This window comes from Sandaracinomonas limnophila (assembly GCF_004005965.1).
Lineage (GTDB): Bacteria > Bacteroidota > Bacteroidia > Cytophagales > Spirosomataceae > Sandaracinomonas > Sandaracinomonas limnophila.
In genome coordinates this window covers 18,871-40,146 of the sequence record NZ_SACY01000001.1, presented here as the reverse complement: position 1 = coordinate 40,146, position 21,276 = coordinate 18,871, and the positions used below count along the sequence as shown (strand labels likewise).

Below are 21,276 nucleotides of genomic sequence, written 5' to 3'. Positions count from 1 at the left end.
TTCGAAGGATTAATCGTACCTTTGCAATTATTTTGCGCAAGAATTTAGATGTCAGCTATTCAAAAGGAACTATCCCAATTAATTCAAAAAGGACTGAAAGAATTATTTTCATTATCAGTTGAAGAAATTATTTTACAAGAGACCAAAAAGGAATTTGAAGGACAATATACTCTAGTAGTTTTCCCCTTTTCCAAGGAAGCAAAAATGGCACCTCCAATGTTGGCCAACCAATTAGGCGAATATTTGAAGTCCAATTGTGATTTGGTTAAATCTATCCAAGTGGTACAGGGTTTTTTGAATATCAGTTTAAAAAACGAGGTTTGGACAAAAATTTTACAAGAATTAAGTTTTCAAAAATCATTTGATTTAGCAACAAAAAGTGAGAAAGTCTTAATTGAATATAGCTCTCCCAACACCAACAAACCACTACATTTAGGACATTTACGTAATAATTTCTTAGGTTATTCGGTTGCACAAATCTTAAAATCGGCAGGATATGATGTAGTAAAAACCAATTTGGTAAACGACAGAGGAATTCATATCTGTAAATCCATGTTGGCCTACCAATTGTTTGGCAACAATGAGACCCCAGAAACATCTGGATTAAAAGGCGACCATTTGGTTGGAAAATATTATGTAGCCTTCGACAAAGCTTATAAAAAAGAAATTGATACGCTTCTACTAACTGGATTAGATGAAGAAAGCGCAAAAAAGGAAGCTCCTATTTTGAAGCAAGCTCAAGAAATGTTGTTGAAATGGGAACAAGGTGACAAGGAAGTTGTTGCTCTTTGGGAAACCATGAACAATTGGGTTTTTGAAGGTTTTGCAGCATCCTATAAAGTAATGGGAGTTGATTTTGATAAAACCTATAGGGAATCTAACACCTATTTGTTAGGAAAGGAATTAGTTCAGGAAGGATTAAACTCGGGAGTATTTTTTCAAAAAGAAGACGGTTCCGTTTGGATTGATTTAACGGACGAAGGTTTAGATCAAAAATTAGTTTTAAGAAAAGATGGTACTTCTGTTTACATCACGCAAGACATGGGGACAGCTCAATTGAAATACGAAGATTTCAAGGCAAGCCAATCGGTTTATGTAGTAGGCAACGAACAAGATTATCATTTTGAGGTTTTATTTCATATCCTGAAAAAATTAAATAAACCTTTTTCAAATGGAAATTACCATTTGTCGTATGGCATGGTGGATTTACCAAGTGGCAAAATGAAATCGAGAGAAGGAACGGTGGTAGATGCAGATGATTTAATGGCAGAAATGGTTCAGACTGCTAAAGACAGAACATTAGAATTAGGAAAAATTGAAGGCTTTTCTGAGAAAGAATCGAACGAATTATTTAACGATTTAGGACTTGGCGCATTGAAATACTTTTTATTAAAAGTAGATCCCAAAAAGAGAATGTTGTTTAATCCGGAAGAATCCATAGATTTCCAAGGAAACACAGGGCCCTTCATTCAATATACGCACGCAAGAATTTGCTCGATTCAGCGAAAAGCTCAGGAGCAAAATATTACTCAAGAACCCATTGGAAATTTTGATCAATTGGAAAACTGCGAATTGGAACTTATTTTCCTTTTAAATGATTACTCAAATAAAATTGACGAGTCGGCCAAGAATTTCGCCCCTTCTGTCATTGCAAATTATGCTTTTGAATTGGCTAAACAATTCAATAAATTTTACAATGAATTGAGCATTTTGAATGAAGAAGATGGGAAAAAGAAAAATTTTAGATTAATATTGGCAGATCAAACGCGTAAAACTATTCAACACTCCATTTCACTATTGGGAATTAAGGCCCCAATAAGAATGTAAAATGAAGAAACTATTAATTTTATTAACACTCTTAATTCTTACTATTATGTTATTAAATGTTATGAAAATTGGATCTATTTTGACTGCATTGGCAATTCCATTCACTCAAAAAACTATTGTTGAACGCCCAGCAGAAACAGCTACAGCTGTTTCTCAAAACATCTATGGATTTAAAATGAAAGGTATAGATGGAAAAGAAATTGATTTTTCTCAATTTAAAGGAAAGAAAGTTGTGATCTTAAATACTGCATCAAAATGTGGATTTACACCACAATATGCAGATTGGGAGGCATTTCACAAGTCGCACCCTGAGATTGTAATTTTAGGATTTCCTGCCAATGAATTTGGAGGCCAAGAACCTGGCAGCAATGCTGAAATTTCAGATTTTTGTTTAAAAAACTATGGCGTTTCCTTCCAAATGATGGAGAAAGTTGTGGTTAAAGGAGAAGGAAAAAGTAATCTATATAAATGGTTATCAGACAAAAATCAAAATGGTTGGAATGAAAAAGAGCCGACATGGAATTTTTGCAAGTATTTGATCAATGAAAAAGGTGAATTAACACACTTTTTTGCATCTGGTGTAAAACCTACAAGTCCTGAATTTGTAAAAGCAATTCAATAAAAATGAATAGATGGGTAGAGGCTGCAAGGCCAAGAACGTTACCACTAGCTCTAGCAAGTATATTATTAGGAAATTTAATTGCGCTATCTGAGGGACATTTCTCCCCTCAGATAGCTATTTTAGCGATATCCACCACTCTTTTCTTACAAATCCTGTCCAACTTTGCTAATGATTTGGGAGACACTCTGAATGGCATTGATAACCAAGAACGAAAGGTTGCTCAACGAACAGTACAAACAGGTAAAGTGACCATACCTGAAATGAAAAAAGCTGTAATTATATTAGGAATTTTGTCATTCATCAGTGGTATATTACTTATTTACAAAAGCTTACAAAACACAAGTTTTCAAGAAATTATCATTTTCTTACTTTTAGGACTTTTAGCCATTTTAGCGGCAATCACCTACACCATTGGAAAAAAACCATATGGATATGCTGGTTTAGGTGATTTATCCGTATTCTTATTTTTTGGTTGGGTGGGCACCTGTGGATCGTATTATTTACAAAGTCGAATAATTGATTATTCGATTTTTTTACCTGCAAGTTCAGTAGGATTTTTATCTGTAGCGGTATTAAATTTAAACAATTTAAGGGATATCGATAATGATAAAATCAATGGGAAATTTTCTATACCCGTAAGAATTGGTAAAGAAAAAGGGTTTTTATATCAAAAATCATTGTACCTATTAGCTATTATTTTCTCGACGATATTTCTGGGAGACACTACAAAATTAAATCCTTATTCAGCAGGAATATTTTTGATAGGAATTTTTCCTTTACTTTTCATCTACACTAAATTAAAATCTAACTTAAGTTCTGAAGAAATTGATCCCTATTTAAAAAAGACTGCCCTTAGCACGCTTTGGTTTATCATTTTACTCGGAATTTCATTACAATTGACAAAATAAATACCCATGAAAAAATATCTTTTGATAGCTTCTTTAATAGGAATTTCAACAATTTCATTTGCACAGGATGTAAATTATATGGAATTGGGAATGACTCAAAACAAATCTGGTAATTATGCAGATGCTTTGAGAAATTTCAGCCTAGCCATAGAAAAAAATGCTGCCAATCCGGAACCAGAAGCATTTTATAATAGAGGATTTTCGAAATACAATTTAAAAGATTTTTCAGGAGCTATTTCTGATTTCGACAAAGCAATTGAATTAAAACCAACTTATTTTGAGGCGTTTATTGCACGTGGACAAAGCTACAGCAAAAAAGACAACCATAAAATTGCTATTCAAGATTATAACGAGGCTATTCGTTTAAATCCCTTAGAAGCAACAGCTTATTTTAGCAGAGGAATATCGAAAACTAAATTGGAAAATTACAGAGGTGGACTTTCAGACTTCAACAAATCCTTGGAATTGAATCCAGAATACGCCCCAAGTTATGCTTCAAGAGGTGATTGCAAAACGAAATTAGGTGATTTCAAAGGAGCATTAGAAGATTTCAATAAAGCAATTGAAATTAGTCCCAAAAGAGGTGGATATCTTTCAGGAAGGGCATTTGCCAAGATGAATTTAACGGATTATACGGGAGCAATTAAAGATTACGAGGAATCAATTAAATTGAATCCAGATGATGCAGACGATTGGTATTTTTCAGGATTTTGCAAAACACAATTGGAGAATTTCAGGGGTGAAAATGGTGAAAAAGGTGCATTAGAAGACTTTAACAAATCTTTGGAAATTAATCCAAATAAATTAGCGGCTTTTTATGGCAGAGGATTTGTAAAATCGAAATTAGGTGACCATCGAGGTGCTATTGAAGATTTTTCACGTGCTTCAGGTGCAGGAAATTCAGAGGGGACTAAAATAGTTTACACTGGTAAAATTTCTAAAATTCAATTAGATGAATTAAGAAATGGTATTTTAGACAAAACAAAGATTTTCCCATTTAGTGAAGATAAATCTGAGGTGTATTTTAGTAGAGGAATTGCTCGTGCAAAATCAGGAGATGCAAAAAATGCTATTGAGGATTTTGACAAGGCCATTTCTTTATCGCCAATTTTTGCAGAAGCATTTTTTTTGCGTGCAGTTTCTAAATCAAATTTAGGAGATCAAAGGGCTGCCATTCAAGATTGCAACAATGCGATCTTTTTGAATGGAAAATACGCGGAGGCATATTTTTTAAGAGGTATTTTAAAAATTGCCCTTTCAGACAACTCGGGTTGTGCTGATTTAAGTAAATCTGGTGAATTGGGGTATGCAGGGGCGTATAATGTAATTAAGGAGGTTTGTAATTAACCACTTCGTGGTTAAAGTGAGCCAGTAAGCTAGTGAGCCAGTAAGCTAGTGAGCCAGTAAGCTAGTGAGCCAGTAAGCTAGTGAGCCAGTAAGCTAGTGAGCCAGTGAACGAGTATTTATAACTCTGCTTACTGGCTCACTGGCTCACTGGCTTACTCAAACCTGAGATGCTTAACGGATTCTCCAGAATTTGCTAATTCTAACAAAGCATCAATTCCTATTTGAAGGTGTAAGTCCACATAATTGGTGGTTACTTTTTTGTCGGACTCTTCGGTTTTTACTCCATCGGGAGTCATAGGATTATCTGAAACCAACAATAGCGCACCACGTGGAATTTTATTAACAAAGCCAACGGTAAAAATTGTTGCAGTTTCCATATCTATACCCATGGCACGGATATCAGTTAAATATTGCTTGAATGTTTCATCGTGTTCCCAAACTCTACGATTTGTAGTGTAAATCAAGCCCGTCCAATAATCTAACTCGTGTTTTTTAATCATAGAAGAAACGGAGCGTTGCAAACGGAATGAAGGTAATGCAGGAATTTCTTTGGGAATGTATTCATCAGATGTCCCTTCTCCTCTTACGGCAGCGATTGGCAAAATCAAATCGCCCAAGGCTAAATGTTTTTTCAAACCTCCACATTTACCCAGAAATAAAACTGCTTTAGGCTCTATGGCAGAAAGAATATCCATTACAGTGGCGGCCATAGGTGAACCCATTCCAAAATTAATGATAGTAATATTTTCATAAGTAGCGGTTTGCATCGGACGCTCTTGGCCCAATATTTCTACCCCAAATTTGGTTGCAAACATTTCTACATAATTTTTAAAATTGGTTAGGAGGATGTATTTTCCGAATTTATCTAATGGGGTTCCTGTATAACGAGGTAACCAATTGTTAACAATTTCTTCTTTTGTTTTCATGTATATTTAGTTTGAATAAAGTCAAATTTTAAGTATTTTAGAGATGTAAAACAAAATGGAAAAGAATCCAATTCTTATTTTAGATTTCCCTAGCTTTGCCTACAAGTTACAAAAATCAGCTGAAAAGCTTTTGATTTTTGATGAAGTGTCTAAGAAAAATAGGGTATTGACTCCAGAGGAATGGGTTCGTCAACATTGTTTAAATTATTTGATTCATCATTTAAATTATCCATCCAATTTAATTCAATTAGAGGCTCCTATTTTTGCTAACCAATTGAAAAGAAGGTCGGATATTTGTATTTATGATAGAAATGGAGAACTTTTTTTATTAATTGAATGTAAAGCTCCTCAGGTTAATTTAGATGCAAGTGTTTTACAACAAGTTTCACAATACCAATCCGTTTTAAAATCTCCATTTTGGGCTATTACAAATGGATTAGAGCATAAAATTTTTACTTTAAACCAAGAAAATCAAGTTACAATTTTAGATTTTTTTCCAAAATTTCAATGAAAAATTCAAGCTTATTTATTTTAGCAATTTTGCTTTTGGCAAATTCTATTTTCGCACAAAAAACAAGTTCTACGGTAGTTCAAAGCAAACCAAAATTAGTTGTTGGAATCATAGTTGATCAAATGCGATACGATTATTTGAACAAATACTATAGTAGATTTAGCGAAGGAGGTTTCAAACGTATGATGAACCAAGGAATAAATTGTACAGATAATCATTATTCATATGCACCAACCGTTACTGCAGCAGGTCATGCAAGTGTTTATACTGGAACTACTCCTGCAGTTCATGGTATTGTGGGAAATGATTGGACAGACGTTCTATCAGGTAAAAAAGTTTATTGCACAGACGACAGCACGGTTCAAACCGTTGGAACAACGGGTAAAACAGGTTGGATGTCGCCAAAAAATTTATGGACTTCGACAATCACTGATCAATTACGTTTAGCTCAAAATTTCAAAAATAAAACGATAGCAATTGCCTTAAAAGACAGAGGGGCAATTTTACCTGGTGGACATACAGCCAACGGGGCCTATTGGTACGATTCAAAAGAAGGCAATTGGATTACTTCCACATTTTACATGAAAGAATTACCTGCTTGGGTTCAAAAATTCAATTCAGAAAAACAAGCTGAAAATTTAACTAAAAATCCATGGAATACATTTTTTCCGATAAACACCTATACTCTAAGTGCAGAAGATGATCAGGCCTATGAAGGAAAATATCCAGGTGCAAAGACTTCTACTTTTCCACATTCATTTGAAGGAACGAATGCATTAGAAGTAATTCGTACTTCTCCAATGGGAAACACCTTAACAAAGAATTTTGCAATTCGTTCAATAGATGAAGAAAAATTAGGTCAAGGAAATTCAACCGACTTTTTAGCTGTTAGTTTTTCATCTCCAGATTATATTGGACATACCTTTGGTCCTCAATCCATTGAATTGGAAGATAATTACATCCGATTAGATCGTGATATAGAAGAAATCCTGAACCATTTAGATACTAAAATTGGAAAAGGCAATTACCTTGTTTTCTTAAGTGCAGACCATGCAGTAGCGGATGTACCTGGATATTTACAATCGAAAAAATTACCTGGAGGGGTTTATGATAGAGCAAAGGCTTTAACAGAAATTAAAAACGCCTTAAAATTAGCCGTTGGTACAGGGGATTTAATTATAGGAGAAGAGAATTCTCAATTATATTTGGACCCGAGAGTAATGAAAAGATTACAAATTTCGAGAGAGCTTGTTTTTCAGACCATTGAAAAGGCATTGAACAAAACAGAAGGATTTTCTCGATTAATTGATTTAAAAAATCTTGAAAATACTACACTAATAAATGGATTTAAGGACAAAATAACCAACGGATACCATCCATTAAGATCTGGAGATTTCATGATTTTATTGAAACCCCAATGGTTTGTTGGTTCAAAAACAGGAACTACACATAGTACATTATATGCATACGACACACATGTACCCTTGTTGTTTTATGGTTGGAAAGTACCTGCAAAAAGAATCAATTCTAGAACTGAAATCAACGACATTGCGCCAACACTTTCCAATTTGTTAAAAATCATGGAACCGACTGGGACAACTGGCAAAGTAATACTGACAAATTGAATTATTTTTAGACAATTTGATTAATTTTGCCATTTATGTATAATAAAACTAACATAACCAAATGAAAATTGCAGTTGTAGGAACAGGATATGTGGGATTAGTAACAGGAACTTGTTTTGCGGAAACAGGTAATCAGGTTACATGTGTGGATATTGATGAGAATAAAATTGAAAAAATGAGGGCAGGTGAAATACCTATTTATGAGCCAGGTTTAGAAGATTTATTTTTAAGAAATTCCAACGAAGGACGCTTGCAGTTCACAACCAATTTAGCAGAAGGTATTGAAGGTGCAAAAGTAATCTTTTTGGCACTGCCAACTCCTCCGGGAGAAGATGGCTCGGCTGATTTAAAATATATTTTAAAAGTAGCGAATGATTTAGGTCCACTCTTAAAAGATTACACTGTAATTATTGATAAAAGTACTGTTCCAGTTGGAACATCTGAAAAAGTTCATGCAGCCATTTCAAAAGGAGCAAAAGTACCCTTTGATGTGGTTTCTAATCCAGAATTTCTACGTGAAGGCGTTGCTGTAGAGGATTTCATGAAGCCAGACAGAGTAGTTATTGGAACTAAATCTGAGCGAGCAAAAGAGGTAATGAATAAATTATATGCTCCTCTTGTGCGACAAGGAAATCCCATTATTTTCATGGATGAACGGTCAGCTGAAATGACTAAATATGCAGCAAATGCATTTTTGGCCACCAAAATTACTTTCATGAATGAGATTGCCAATTTGTGTGAATTGGTTGGTGCAAACGTAGACGACATTAGAAAAGGAATAGGTACCGACTCTAGAATTGGCAAAAGATTTTTGTTTGCCGGGATTGGATATGGAGGCTCATGTTTTCCAAAAGATGTACAGGCATTGGCTAAAACTTCGTTGGAAAACGATTATAAATTTCAAATTTTAGATGCTGTAATGAACGTAAATGAACAGCAAAAGACGAAATTAATCCCTGCGGTTCAAGAGTTTTTTGGCAATAACCTAAAGGGCAAAAAAATAGCCATGTGGGGTTTGGCGTTCAAACCGTACACAGATGATATTAGAGAGGCACCAGCCTTATATAACATTGATTCCCTAATTGAAGCAGGATGCGAGGTTCATGTATATGACCCAGAGGCTATGAAGAATGTTCAATCGGTAGTTGGAAATAAGGTGACATATTGCAAAAATCCTTACGAATGTTTACAAGATGCAGATGCCTTGTTAATCATGACCGAATGGCCGCAATTCCGAACTCCAGATTTTGATAAAATGGAAAGTCTACTGAAAAACAAAATCATTTTTGATGGTCGAAATTTATATGAATTAGATCAAATGAAAGAAATGGGATATACGTATTATTCGATTGGAAGAGAGAGGGTTTAATTGTTAATTGTTAATTGTTAATTGTTAATTGTTAATTGTTAATTTAAATACTAAAGTTCTTAAATTCTAAAGTTCTTCAGTTCTTATTTTATATGAAAAGAATATTAATTACAGGTGGGGCGGGGTTTTTAGGATCACATTTGTGCGATCGATTTATTAAAGAAGGATACCATGTAATAGCCATGGATAATTTGATTACGGGTGATTTAAAAAATATAGAACACCTATTCAAATTACCAAATTTCGAATTTTATCATCACGATGTTTCCAAATTTATCCATGTTCCTGGAGAATTAGACTACATTTTACATTTTGCTTCACCGGCCTCTCCTATAGATTATTTAAAGATTCCGATACAAACTTTAAAAGTTGGATCATTGGGTATTCACAATTGTTTGGGATTAGCTCGAGTAAAAAATGCGAGAGTTTTAATTGCTTCAACATCTGAAATTTACGGTGACCCTTTAGTACATCCACAAACGGAAGATTATTGGGGTAACGTGAATCCCGTTGGTCCAAGAGGAGTTTACGATGAAGCCAAACGATTCCAAGAAGCCATGACAATGGCATACCATACCTACCACGGATTAGAAACGAGAATTGTTCGTATTTTCAATACGTATGGACCAAGAATGCGTCTAAATGATGGTCGGGTATTACCAGCATTTATTGGTCAGGCGCTTCGTGGAGAAGATTTAACTATGTTTGGGGATGGTTCACAAACAAGAGCCTTTTGCTATGTAGATGACTTGGTTGAAGGAATTTATCGCTTGTTGCTTTCGGATTATGCACAACCTTTAAACATAGGTAATCCAGATGAAATCACTATCAAAGAGTTTGGTGATGAAATCATTAAATTGACAGGTACTTCTCAAAAATTAATTTCTCTACCCTTACCCACTGATGATCCGAAACAAAGAAAACCTGATATCAGTAAAGCCAAGGAAATTTTAGGATGGGAGCCAAAAGTAAGTCGAGCAGAAGGTTTAAAAATTACGTATGAATACTTCAAATCTTTAAGTCAGGAAGATTTGCATAGAATGGCGCATCATAAGGAGTTTTAGTTTAGGTAAGGGATAAGAGGTAAGAGGTAAGAGGTAAGAGGTAAGAGGTAAGAGGTAAGAGGTAAGAGGTAAGAGGTTTTAGAAATTTTATCAGTTAGCTGATAGGAAATTCTAATATTTTTTTGTTGGGGAAATACATTCCCCTTACCCCCTGCAATTTACAAGTTTTAAATAAAAGTAAATTGATAAAATACCATTTAACTAATACTTAATACCTTTTAACTTTTACTTATTATATCTGCCTGTTAATTATTTGCATTCAAATATAAATCCACCACTTTCCACTTCTATTTCAACCGATCCATTCTTTTCACTTATCGATAATATTCCATTACCAACTTTAAAAGGGCGACCAGCCAATTTAATTTGCTGAACATTTTTACCTGGTAAAATCACAGTTGCAGAGGTATTGGCTGGTATAGTGAATTGATATTGCGTTGAACTACCTACAATTTTCCAAGAACTTTTGATATCTCCGTACATCGTATTTACATGACCTTTGGCAAATTTTATTTTACCAGTGGGGTCAACACGTGGGTTCAAAACAAAATGCTTAAATCCAGGGGATTTTGTGTCTCTTTGAATTCCCAACGAATAATTGTACATCCAAGCAGCTACGGCGCCAAAAGAATAGTGATTGAAGGAATTCATACTATTATTTCCGCCAAAGCCATTCTCAATCGTGTAAGAATTTAATCGCTCCCAAATAGAAGTCGCGCCATTGACTACTGAATACAACCAAGATGGATATGATTTATTGGTTAAAATAGCATAAGCTAGTTCATCATGTCCATTTTTTGACAAAGCTTCACTCACAGAAGCAGTTCCAATAAATCCGGTCATCAACGAATAAGGAGGTCTTTTTTCACCTGAGTCATCCACATTGGTACGTGTGATTGTTTCTACAAAATTGGCAATTACTTTACCTTTTTTATCTTCTGAAACAACACCCAAATTAAGTGGAATAGCATACGAACCCTGAGTATCCATCATTAGTCCCTTTTCAGACTTCTCTGGCTCATTGGTGGGTCTTGCAGAAGGCGGGCCCATTCGAGCCGATTTTACACCAGATTTGATAGTTTTACCTGTTGCCGACAAATATACTTCGTTGAATAATTTCTTCTTCTTTTCGTAAGTCATTTCAAATTCTAAAGCATCTGAATTGATTCCTAAAACTCGAGCAGTTTTGGCCATTATTTCTAAATTATAGGCCTGATAAGCAACCCAAAACAAGGTGTTATCGTTTTTATTTCCTTCTGGACTCAACCAATCGCCCAAAGGTCCTTCATTTAATATTCCTTCTGGAGTCACTTTTGATTCCAAAAATGCGATATATTTCTTCATGGCAGGATAGTGTTCCCTTAACATGGCCATATCTCCAAATTGTTGGAAGGTTTCCCATGCTACAACAATACCTGCGGAACCCCAAAGTGTACCACCAAATCCTCCACCAACTGGAGCAACATCTGTAAAACGGCCTTCTTTGGATTGAATATCACGCATGGCCAATAAATGTCGACGCATAAAATTATTTACAGGCGCTAAATAAGTTGCAGTTTTCGAGAAAACATTGATATCCCCACTCCAGCCCATACGCTCGTTTCGGGCAGGGGTATCTGTCGGAATTGACAAGAAATTAGAGCGAAAAGACCAGGTAATGTTTTCCCATAATTTATTCACCAAGGTATCTGAAGTCTTATATTCAGAAGTAATTTCAGCAACTGACGATAAAACTTTAGTTTGAACACTTGCAATGGGCAAAGCCGCATCAATACCAGTAATTTCTAAGAAACGATAGCCATGAAAAGTAAATCGGGGCTGAATAACCTCATCACCACCTTTTAAAACATACACATCTTGCGCTAAGGCAGCACGAATATTTTCTAACATAACCATACCCTCTAAGCCTTTATGCTCTGGCAAATTAGGATACAAAACTTCTGCGAATCGAAGAGTGATTACTTGTCCAGCTTTTCCTCCTTTGATTTGAATAGATGGAATACCAACTGTATTTTGGCCCATGTCATACACATAAACCCCTTTTCTTGGTTCGGTAATTGACTTTGCCTTAATTGATTTTACAATACCAGCCTTGTCATCTAATTGGCCCGACAATTTCATATTGGAAAAATCTAATGAAGATTTACGACCTCCAAAATCGGTTGATTCTCCCACAAATGCACTACCTTTTAAATCAATTGAAACTGCCTGATCCCATGCTGCATCTTTAAAAGCTGCCGTTGACCAAGATGTTACAGCTTTTTCCTTTTGTGCATCATAAACTTCTCCTTGGAAAAAACTACCTGTTCGGATTGGTCCATCTGAAAAGGTTTTCCAATTTGTTGGATCAGTAGCAATTACTTGCTCAGAACCGTCAGCATAGGTAACAACTAATTTAGCCAAAAGCGATTGTCGGTCGCCAAAATAATTCCAACTTTCACCAGAATAGGTGATATTACCACTCCACCAACCTTCACCTAACCATGCACCCCATGCATTTTTACCAGAACGAACCAAATTAGTTACATCAAATGTTTGGTATTGGTGGTTTAAATTGTATTGTGTTAAACCTGGATTAAAATAATCTTTCCCTACTTTTTTACCATTTACATACAATTCATAAATACCGCGTGCAGTAGCATAAATACGCGCTTTTTTGATAACCTTTGGCTGTAAAGCAAAAGAAGTTCGCAACATAGGAGCGGCAAATTGAGAAGGATCTTTAATGATTAAAGTTTTTACATTAGAAGCAGAAATCAAAAAGCCATTTCCTTGAATAGTACAATTTTTATCAGCAAATAATTGGGGATTTGTATCCGAATTAAATAAGTCGTTTGAAGGTTTGCGATAGTTCATTACCTGCACCTTAGAAAATACTGCTTCATTGCCAGGTTCAACCATAAAGCCTATTTCTGATACCATAGGGAAACTTATATAATTATTTCCTGCCCCTACAGGATTCAAATTTAATCCACGCGAAGCAAAAGGAGAACCGCCAGCTGGACTTGGATTAATCTTATGATTTGCATCAATTATATTTAGATAAAAATCAAATAATCCAAAGTTACAAACCGCATAAACGGTATGTTTTTGTAGTTGATTCGACTTATTAATCAATGTTGTTGCAATATCAAATGATTTAAACACTTTACTTGCATCGTCTTTTAGATCATAGCCAGCACGAATGACATTTAATTTTGCCTTAGCCGTATCTGATTTTGACATTGCACTTAAATCCAATTCCAATGCGATATAACTTTGATCTTTTACACTTTCAACTCCTTGAATATTTAAATTTTTATTCATTAAACGTGGGTCATTTGCTCCAAATACAAAGGCAGCTTTATTCCCTTTTTTTATCTGTACATCATATTTCAAAACATAAACCGACTGATAATGTGCATAAAAAGGAATTTTATTGGTGCCAATCCATTTGCCACCATTCCATGCAGATAGATTTGCATCTACATTCATCAATCCCGTTTCAAAGCTCGACTTTGCAGACAATTCTTGGTTTTTCTCATTCCAAACTTTTAATGTCCAAGAGTATTTGGTTGTTGGTTTCAAAGTTTGTCCAGCGTATTCAATTCCTAAAGAAACGTCAGAATCAGTTTTTTGGGAATCCCAAACTGTTTGATTTTTTTCGTCGGTGACAAGAATTTGATAAGCCTTTTGTTTTTGTCCAAATTGCTTGGCAACATTGGCCATCTGCCATGAAAAGCGAGGCTTTTCTACATCCATTCCAAGTGGATTAGATTGATATTCGGTTAACAAGTTTTGCAATTTTCCTTGTCCAGATACCGAACTAATGGTACCAAGAAATACAATTATTAAGGTAAGTTTAGCAATTTTCATCGTCTTATTTTAAGATTATTTTCAACCAATTTTCGAAGTCATTCAACCAATTATCCGAAGAAGTATTTTTCTTTAGAGTACCGAATCCATGTCCCCCTTTATCATAAATGTGTAATTCAGCAGGCAATTTAGCATCAAACCACTTCTGATACAAGGCAATACTATGTGGCACAAAACCTAATTCATCATCAGTTGCAACGCCAATAAATGCGGGAGTTGTTTGAATAGGCATTTCTTTGCCTATCACAGCAGGGCCATAAAGATACATCGGGGCGATAAAATTTGGTTTAAGATTCTGAGGTGCAGAAAGTAAAACCGACATAGTTAAAGTTCCTCCTGCAGAAAAACCCATAAATCCAATTCTATTTGGATTGATATTTAAATCTATTGCATGTGCTTTCGCATACTTTATAGCTTCAATACCATCTTTAGTTGCCATTTCAACTACAGGAGCATTGATTTCATCCAATTTTTTAAAATCACGCATCAATGGCATTAATTCAGCAAATGGATTATCCGAATTTGATTTCACTACACGATATTTAATCACGATGGCAGTAATTCCACGTTCATTCAACCATTTGGCTACATTAATTCCCTCAGAATCGATAGATAAAATATGAAAGGCTCCACCTGGGGCCACAATGAAAGCTGCCCCATTGGCCTTTTCCTTCGGTGCTTTGTATATGAGTATTTCAGGCTCTGAAACATTGTAGAACATGCGATTGCCAGGCATGGCATTCAATTCTTTTTCTTTCCAGTCCCAAGTTTCAGAACCTGGTGCTTTTCCGGGATATAATTTTACGGTTTGTTGGCAAAAAGAAATTTGAGTAATAAATAAAAGTACTAAATATAGATTTTTCATGTTAGTTATATTTTAGGAAATAAAGAATCGGAGAATCTGCGAATTGGTGAAACTGAGTTTTGGTTATACTGTAAAAATCTTCATATTCTTATATTCTTATATTCTTATATTCTCATTTTTTTTGAACGCTCAGCTCTGCTGAGTGTGGACTATTTTAAAAACATGATGTTTTTATTATATAACACACGCAGCAGAGCTGCGCGTGAGATTAATGTTTTGCGTTTAAAGTTTGTATATCAAATCCAGCAATTTGTTTATATTTCAACATAATTTCCGCTAGTTCTTCATGAGGAATTTCGTTTTCTTGGAAGCCATCCGGGAAACGATCTTCCATTAAATCCATGATAAAATCTGGACCTTTTTGGCGATTTTGATTGACCACCAAGGCAGCTGCAGGAACTCTTTCCGCATCATAAATCCTTAAAGCTCCAATCGGATCTGATGTAGATTCAAATGCTCTAATCAAAGCATCAGTATCTAAAATGGCCTGCGATGCACCATTTGAGCCAATTGGATACATCGGGTGTGCGGCATCACCTAAAAGCGTTACTCGGCCAAAAGACCATTTGTCTAATGGATCACGGTCTGACATTGGGAATTCATAAATACTTTCTGCATTAGCAATCATCTCATGCACATTTATCCAATCAAATTGCCAGTTTTTGTAAATTTCCATTAATCGATCCTTATCCGCTTGTCGATTCCAATCACGAACTGTCAATTGCCCTTCCTCACCCATTTTCAAATTACCTACCCAATTGATTAATTGATTACCATCGGGATCTAAAGAATCTACAATGGGGTAAATCACCATTTTTTGACGCAAAGAACCGATCATCGCCATACTAGCACCCGTCAAATAGCCCTTCATTTTTGTTGTTCCTCTGTATAACACATTACCCGAATAAACAACTCCTCCTTCGTTTGGATAAAGGATTTTACGAAGCTCAGAATGAATCCCATCTGCACCTATTAGTACATCACCATGTTCAATTGGCCAATTTTCACCAGTTTGTTTATTAACAAATTGCACACGAACCTCTTGATCATCTTGTTCAAAGGAAGTTAAATGTGCATTGGTATATAAATTTTCTTTACCAATAGCTTTTAAAGCCTCTTCCCAAAGTAGCATTTGAAATTTACCTCGGTGAATCGAAAACTGTGGCCATTTGTAACCAGCGAATCTGCCACGAGGTTCCGACCAAAACAACTGTCCATATCGATTAGCATAAACCAATTCTTTGGTTTCAACGGCTATTTCTGCTATTTTATTCTGCAAACCAAGGTTTGTTAATACACGAACACAATGCGGCAACAAATTAATTCCGACACCTAAAGGTTTGATTTCCTCTACCGATTCAAAAACTCGGACCTCGTGACCTATTTTTTTTAGGGCAATAGCTGTAACCAATCCACCAATCCCACCACCTGCAATGATAAACTTCATCTTATGCTTTAAAATTTTGTAATAATTCCACTAAATATTCAATACCTTCAACAGGCATCCCATTGTACATAGAAGCTCGGAATCCGCCAACTGTTGGAAATCCTTTGATACCCACGATTCCATTTTCTTCTAAATATTTCAATAAAATCGGCTCCAAACTTGCATTGTGCATTTTGAAACAGGCATTCATCAAAGATCGATCCTCTTTTTGAGTAATTCCAAACAATAAAGGGTTTTGATCAATTTCATCATATATCAATTTCGCTCTTTGCTGTGCATTTGCCTGCATTCCGATTAGACCACCATTCTTTTTAATCCAACGTAACATCAAAAGCGAAACGAAAACTGGATAAGTTGGAACGGTATGATATAATGATTGCTCCTTGATGTGGGTATGAAAATCAAAAATAGTTGGAACATTGTGGTTTGAATGATCTGGTAAATGATTTTTATTCACCAAAACACAGGTTATACCTGCAATACCAAAGCTTTTTTGGGCAGAGGCAAATATCACAGCAAATTTTTCAAGAGGTAAAGGTCGAGTCAAAAAGTCCGAAGTTAAATCTGCAACCAAAGGCACAGAAACATTCGGATATTCAGCATATTGAAGTCCATCAATTGTTTCATTTGAAACGACATGAAGATAGGCCAAATCCCCTAAATCGCCATTTACTTTCGGAATTCGATCAAAATTTGAGTCTTGAGCAGAGTCTAAAATTTCAATTTGTGCAATTTCAGCTGCGGCATCCATGGCACGTTGCGCCCAAAATCCTGTATTAACAAATCCAATTTTCTGATTCGGCTTTACAAAATTCATTGGAGTAACTGCCAATTGCTGACTTGCCCCACCTGGCAACCAAAGAACTTCCCAATTTTCAGTTAATGCATACAATTCTTTAACTAAAGCGGTTGCTTCTTCAATAATCTCAACAAATAAAGGTGCTCGGTGACTGATTTCTGCAACCGAAAGTCCTGTATTTTTATAATTCAACAAAGCTTCCGAAGCCTCTTGAAAAACCTCTTTGGGTAAAGTTGCCGGTCCCGGCGAAAAATTAAATAATTTCATTTATTATACTCGTTCAATCACAATTGCATAGCCCATTCCTACCCCTACACACATAGCAGCTAATGCATATTTTTTATTATTTTTTTCTAATCCGTGCATGGCAGTTTGAATAATCCGAGTGCCCGACATGCCTAGCGGATGTCCCAAAGCAATTGCACCCCCGTGCGGATTAATTCGCTCATCGTCATCTGCCAAACCTAAATTTCGAGAAACAGCTAAACATTGAGCAGCAAAAGCCTCGTTAAATTCAATAATATCCATTTGGTCTAGGGTAAGTCCTGCCTTTTGTAAGGCTTTTTTAGAAGCTTCCACGGGACCTATCCCCATAATTCTAGGCTCTACCCCTACCACTGCGGAGGAAATTATTCTGCCTTTTGGGGTAAAATCAGAATTTTTTACTGCTAATTCAGATGCTAACAGCATTACTGCAGCCCCATCGTTTAATCCAGAAGCATTTCCTGCGGTAACTGTACCACCTTCTTTTCTAAAAGCAGGCTTTAAACTGGCTAATTTTTCTAAAGAAGAATTTCCTTTAATAAATTCGTCTTGGTCAAATTGCTGCACATTTCCCTTTTTATCGGCCCATTCGACCGGCACAATTTCTTCGGAAAAATAACCTAATTTTTGTGCCTCAAATGCTTTCATTTGGGAGCGATAAGCAAACAAATCTTGATCCTCTCTAGAAATTTTATATAAATCCACCAAATTTTCTGCTGTTTGTCCCATGGCATCAATGCCGTACATTTCCTTCATTTTGGGATTCACAAAACGCCATCCGAAAGAAGAATCAAACATTTGGGCATCATTGCCAAAAGGTTTTGAGGTTTTAGAGATTACCCAAGGACCACGGGTCATGTGTTCCATGCCGCCTGCGATAAAAATATCACCATCACCCGCTTTTATGGCTCGGTTTGCATGAATAATGGCCGACATCCCAGACGAACATAAACGATTCACTGTTTCACCAGGGACAGAATAAGGCAAACCTGCCAATAAAAGTGCCATTCGTGCCACGTTTCTGTTATCTTCTCCGGCCTGATTATGACAACCCAAAATTACATCATCTACTAATTCAGGATTTAAATTGGGATTTCTTTTCAACAATTCTTTGATTGGAACTGCTGCCAAATCATCAGCTCGTACTTGCGATAATCCACCACCAAAACTTCCAATGGCTGTTCGAACTGCATCTATTATATAAGTTTCCTTCATCATAATTTCTCAACAAATTGCGCAGCGGTTTTAGCACGAACCGTTTCAAGGTCGGCACCAGGCAATAAATCTATCAAAGTTAAGCTTCCTGTGGAATAATCAAAAACTGCAAGGTCAGTAATAATGAGATCCACAACACCTTTTGCGGTTAAGGGTAAAGTGCAAGCAGGGACAATTTTTGAAGATCCATCCGGATTGGTATGGGTCATGGTAATAATCAATTTCTTTGCACCTGCGGCCAAATCCATTGCTCCTCCTACTCCCAATAGGGGTTTTCCAGGAACCGCCCAATTGGCTAAATTCTGCTTTTCATCTACTTCCAATCCACCCATAATGGCCACATCAATATGACCACCACGTATCATGGCAAAAGAATCTGCACTATCAAAATAACTACTTCCTTTTAAAGCCGTCACTGGAATTTTGCCTGCATTCACAGGGTAATCCATTGCACCTCCCCCGTCGGTTGGAACGGGACCCACTCCCAACATGCCATTTTCGGTATGTAAAATAATTCCGTGCTCATCAGTGATCAAATCTGCCACCAAAGTTGGAATTCCGATGCCTAAATTTACCACGTCACCTTTTTTCAATTCGACCAAAGCACGTTTGGCCATATTCATACGAACCTCATCTACCTTTTTTGAAGAAGAAACAGATGCTGAACTTCCTAAATCCTCTGCAGTTAATTTTTCTTCTACCAAAAAATCAATATAACAACCAGGAGTATGAATGTCTTCGGGCTTTATTTGTCCAACTGGTACAATTTCTTGTACTTCTGCAATCACTAAATCCGCGGCAGTTGCCATGGCCCGATTGAAGTTCTGTTCGGTCATACGATACTGCAAGTTCCCAGCTGTATCGGCTCTCCAAGCACGGATAAAGGCCACATTGGCACGAATTCCTGGAATAAAAACTTGCTCAATTCCGTTGATAATCTTCGTTTCTTTATCCTTTGCAATTAAGGTCCCTGCTGAAGTTGGCGTATAAAATCCACCGATACCTGCTCCACCCGCTCGAATGGCCTCGGCTAAAGAACCTTGAGGAAGTAATTCATATTCTACTAAACCCTCTTGTGCTGCTTTTACGGCATCAGGATTGGAGGTAAAAAAGGAACCAATCATTTTTTTGATTTGTCCATTTCGAAGCAATTTTCCACCTCCCAAGCCTGGTTCTCCTACATTATTCCCAACAAAAGTTAATCCACCTGTACCTATTTCTGCTAAGGCATTCATTAAATGGACGGGATTACCCGTCATGCCAAATCCTCCTTGGAATAAGATATCGCCTTCCTTTACTTTTTTGGCGGCTTCGGTTGATGTTATAATGGGTATTGTTTTCATATAGTTTCCGGTGGCTTCGAGTGCCTAAGCCACCTATTTGGTTTAGTTTTAATTGTTCTATTTTTTGAAATGCCCTACTTGCTCACTTGCTCACTTGCTCACTTGCTCACTCAAAAAGGCAAGCCCACATAATTCTCCGCAATCGTAGTTGCATAAGCCTTAGAGGTCTTTATGTAATCAAATTTTGCTTTTTGCAATTGGTAAGTAAATGAACCATGTTCATCAGATTTATGGAACAAAGTTGTCATAAAATTGGAGAAATCTTGGGCCCTCCAAATGCGTTTCAAAGCTATTTTCGAGTAATTTTTCAATCCTTCCTCATTCTTATTATGGTAATGATCTACGAGGCCATCTACCAAATGTTTCACATCAGCAATAGCCAAATTTAAACCTTTTCCTCCTGTGGGTGGTACAATATGAGCCGCATCTCCAGCTAAAAATAATCTACCCGACTGCATGTTATCAATAAAATAAGAACGCATGGGAGTAATAGATTTTTCGAAGATGGGTCCTCGTTTTAATTCCCATCCAGAAGTACCTAAACGAATTGCTAATTCATTCCAAATTTCTTCATCTGACCAGTTTTCAACCGAATCATCATTTGAAACTTGAATATATAAACGACTAACCTTATCCGACCTCATGCTGTGAAGTGCAAATCCGCGCTCATGATAAGCGTAAATTAACTCATCAGTTGAAGGTCCAACATAGGCCAAAATTCCCAACCAAGAGAATGGATAAGTTACCGTAAATTCTTTGTAAACATCCTTTGGCAATGTTTTGCGACCAATCCCATGAAAGCCATCACAGGCAGCAACAAAATCACATTCCAAAATACCTTCCTCTCCATTTTGTTCGAAATATATTTTAGGATTTTGTGTATCAAAATCTACAATTTTTGAAGCAGGCGCTTCAAATAACAAGGTCTCCCCTCCTTCTAACCATGCGTTGGTTAAATCTTTTACAACTTCCTGTTGACCATAAATGGTAATATTTCTACCCCCCGTCAAATCCCCAAAAGGTACCCTAACTCGCTCACCATTAAAACTCAAATAGACACCATGATGTTCTTGACCTTCTTTTTTCAAACGATCTACCACTCCCAATTGCTCAAAAATATCTACGGTATTTTGTTCCAACAATCCAGCGCGAACACGTGCTTCAACATATTCTCTACTTTTACCTTCAATGATAACAGATTTTATTCCATGTTTTTTAAGCCATAAAGCTAAGGTTAATCCTGCAGGACCTGCTCCAATAATACCAACTTGAGTTTGAATAATTTTCAT

At 36.2% G+C, this 21,276-nt stretch carries 16 protein-coding genes; 8 read left to right on the top strand and 8 right to left on the bottom strand.

All coding sequences use genetic code 11. The features are described from left to right. Positions 1–48 precede the first annotated feature (48 nt). From argS to EOJ36_RS00145, 4 genes are all read left to right on the top strand, one after another. A complete protein-coding gene (gene argS, locus EOJ36_RS00160; RefSeq protein ID WP_127801998.1) occupies positions 49–1,827 on the top strand; it encodes an arginine--tRNA ligase in 1,779 nt (592 codons plus the stop codon). A gap of 61 nt (positions 1,828–1,888) precedes the next feature. After that, positions 1,889–2,449, top strand: coding sequence for a glutathione peroxidase (locus tag EOJ36_RS00155; RefSeq protein WP_238944365.1), 561 nt, complete (start codon positions 1,889–1,891; stop codon positions 2,447–2,449). A 2-nt stretch (positions 2,450–2,451) separates the two neighbouring features. Continuing rightward, positions 2,452–3,357 carry a 1,4-dihydroxy-2-naphthoate octaprenyltransferase gene (menA, locus tag EOJ36_RS00150; RefSeq protein ID WP_127801996.1) on the top strand — a complete coding sequence of 302 codons (906 nt, stop codon included), beginning with the start codon at positions 2,452–2,454 and terminating at the stop codon, positions 3,355–3,357. Between the two features lie 6 nt (positions 3,358–3,363). Beyond that, positions 3,364–4,704 carry a tetratricopeptide repeat protein gene (locus EOJ36_RS00145; RefSeq protein WP_127801995.1) on the top strand — a complete coding sequence of 447 codons (1,341 nt, stop codon included), beginning with the start codon at positions 3,364–3,366 and terminating at the stop codon, positions 4,702–4,704. A gap of 152 nt (positions 4,705–4,856) precedes the next feature. Here EOJ36_RS00145 and EOJ36_RS00140 read toward each other — a convergent pair whose 3' ends face one another. Further along, positions 4,857–5,630, bottom strand: a complete 774-nt coding sequence (locus EOJ36_RS00140) for an AMP nucleosidase (protein ID WP_127801994.1) — start codon at positions 5,628–5,630, stop codon at positions 4,857–4,859. A 55-nt stretch (positions 5,631–5,685) separates the two neighbouring features. On the opposite strand from EOJ36_RS00140, the gene EOJ36_RS00135 reads away from it, so the two are divergent. From EOJ36_RS00135 to EOJ36_RS00120, 4 genes are all read left to right on the top strand, one after another. Then, positions 5,686–6,141, top strand: coding sequence for a type I restriction enzyme HsdR N-terminal domain-containing protein (locus EOJ36_RS00135; protein ID WP_127801993.1), 456 nt, complete (start codon positions 5,686–5,688; stop codon positions 6,139–6,141). Then, positions 6,138–7,766: an alkaline phosphatase PafA gene (gene pafA, locus EOJ36_RS00130; protein ID WP_127801992.1), complete on the top strand. Its 1,629-nt coding sequence runs from the start codon at positions 6,138–6,140 to the stop codon at positions 7,764–7,766. The genes EOJ36_RS00135 and pafA overlap by 4 nt, the downstream gene beginning before the upstream one ends. A 61-nt stretch (positions 7,767–7,827) precedes the next feature. Then, on the top strand, positions 7,828–9,135 hold the full coding sequence (locus tag EOJ36_RS00125; protein WP_127801991.1) for a UDP-glucose dehydrogenase family protein: 1,308 nt from the start codon (positions 7,828–7,830) through the stop codon (positions 9,133–9,135). A gap of 92 nt (positions 9,136–9,227) precedes the next feature. Continuing rightward, complete coding sequence (locus EOJ36_RS00120; protein ID WP_127801990.1) at positions 9,228–10,199, top strand: UDP-glucuronic acid decarboxylase family protein; 972 nt, start codon at positions 9,228–9,230, stop codon at positions 10,197–10,199. Positions 10,200–10,448: 249 nt separating this feature from the next. Here EOJ36_RS00120 and EOJ36_RS00115 read toward each other — a convergent pair whose 3' ends face one another. The 7 genes from EOJ36_RS00115 to EOJ36_RS00085 form a co-directional block, all read right to left on the bottom strand. Beyond that, positions 10,449–14,054: an alpha-L-rhamnosidase gene (locus tag EOJ36_RS00115; protein ID WP_127801989.1), complete on the bottom strand. Its 3,606-nt coding sequence runs from the start codon at positions 14,052–14,054 to the stop codon at positions 10,449–10,451. Positions 14,055–14,058: 4 nt separating this feature from the next. Then, positions 14,059–14,919 carry an alpha/beta hydrolase gene (locus EOJ36_RS00110; protein ID WP_127801988.1) on the bottom strand — a complete coding sequence of 287 codons (861 nt, stop codon included), beginning with the start codon at positions 14,917–14,919 and terminating at the stop codon, positions 14,059–14,061. Positions 14,920–15,127: 208 nt separating this feature from the next. Then, positions 15,128–16,366, bottom strand: coding sequence for a flavin-dependent oxidoreductase (locus EOJ36_RS00105; protein WP_127801987.1), 1,239 nt, complete (start codon positions 16,364–16,366; stop codon positions 15,128–15,130). A gap of 1 nt (position 16,367) precedes the next feature. Then, positions 16,368–17,432: a 3-phosphoserine/phosphohydroxythreonine transaminase gene (gene serC, locus EOJ36_RS00100; RefSeq protein WP_127801986.1), complete on the bottom strand. Its 1,065-nt coding sequence runs from the start codon at positions 17,430–17,432 to the stop codon at positions 16,368–16,370. A gap of 3 nt (positions 17,433–17,435) precedes the next feature. Further along, positions 17,436–18,644: a 3-oxoadipyl-CoA thiolase gene (pcaF, locus tag EOJ36_RS00095; protein WP_238944385.1), complete on the bottom strand. Its 1,209-nt coding sequence runs from the start codon at positions 18,642–18,644 to the stop codon at positions 17,436–17,438. Then, entirely contained in the window at positions 18,644–19,987 is a 1,344-nt protein-coding gene (locus EOJ36_RS00090; protein WP_127801984.1) for a 3-oxoacid CoA-transferase, read from the bottom strand. The genes pcaF and EOJ36_RS00090 overlap by 1 nt, the downstream gene beginning before the upstream one ends. A 110-nt stretch (positions 19,988–20,097) precedes the next feature. Beyond that, positions 20,098–21,276, bottom strand: a complete 1,179-nt coding sequence (locus EOJ36_RS00085) for a 4-hydroxybenzoate 3-monooxygenase (protein WP_127801983.1) — start codon at positions 21,274–21,276, stop codon at positions 20,098–20,100.

What these genes read in the sequence shown, in the direction of transcription:
- argS (WP_127801998.1), top strand. Translation starts at nt 49, where the DNA reads ATGTCAGCTATTCAAAAGGAACTATCCCAATTAATTCAAAAAGGACTG.
- EOJ36_RS00155 (WP_238944365.1), top strand. Translation starts at nt 1,889, where the DNA reads ATGAAAATTGGATCTATTTTGACTGCATTGGCAATTCCATTCACTCAA.
- menA (WP_127801996.1), top strand. Translation starts at nt 2,452, where the DNA reads ATGAATAGATGGGTAGAGGCTGCAAGGCCAAGAACGTTACCACTAGCT.
- EOJ36_RS00145 (WP_127801995.1), top strand. Translation starts at nt 3,364, where the DNA reads ATGAAAAAATATCTTTTGATAGCTTCTTTAATAGGAATTTCAACAATT.
- EOJ36_RS00140 (WP_127801994.1), bottom strand. Translation starts at nt 5,630, where the DNA reads ATGAAAACAAAAGAAGAAATTGTTAACAATTGGTTACCTCGTTATACA.
- EOJ36_RS00135 (WP_127801993.1), top strand. Translation starts at nt 5,686, where the DNA reads ATGGAAAAGAATCCAATTCTTATTTTAGATTTCCCTAGCTTTGCCTAC.
- pafA (WP_127801992.1), top strand. Translation starts at nt 6,138, where the DNA reads ATGAAAAATTCAAGCTTATTTATTTTAGCAATTTTGCTTTTGGCAAAT.
- EOJ36_RS00125 (WP_127801991.1), top strand. Translation starts at nt 7,828, where the DNA reads ATGAAAATTGCAGTTGTAGGAACAGGATATGTGGGATTAGTAACAGGA.
- EOJ36_RS00120 (WP_127801990.1), top strand. Translation starts at nt 9,228, where the DNA reads ATGAAAAGAATATTAATTACAGGTGGGGCGGGGTTTTTAGGATCACAT.
- EOJ36_RS00115 (WP_127801989.1), bottom strand. Translation starts at nt 14,054, where the DNA reads ATGAAAATTGCTAAACTTACCTTAATAATTGTATTTCTTGGTACCATT.
- EOJ36_RS00110 (WP_127801988.1), bottom strand. Translation starts at nt 14,919, where the DNA reads ATGAAAAATCTATATTTAGTACTTTTATTTATTACTCAAATTTCTTTT.
- EOJ36_RS00105 (WP_127801987.1), bottom strand. Translation starts at nt 16,366, where the DNA reads ATGAAGTTTATCATTGCAGGTGGTGGGATTGGTGGATTGGTTACAGCT.
- serC (WP_127801986.1), bottom strand. Translation starts at nt 17,432, where the DNA reads ATGAAATTATTTAATTTTTCGCCGGGACCGGCAACTTTACCCAAAGAG.
- pcaF (WP_238944385.1), bottom strand. Translation starts at nt 18,644, where the DNA reads ATGAAGGAAACTTATATAATAGATGCAGTTCGAACAGCCATTGGAAGT.
- EOJ36_RS00090 (WP_127801984.1), bottom strand. Translation starts at nt 19,987, where the DNA reads ATGAAAACAATACCCATTATAACATCAACCGAAGCCGCCAAAAAAGTA.
- EOJ36_RS00085 (WP_127801983.1), bottom strand. Translation starts at nt 21,276, where the DNA reads ATGAAAATTATTCAAACTCAAGTTGGTATTATTGGAGCAGGTCCTGCA.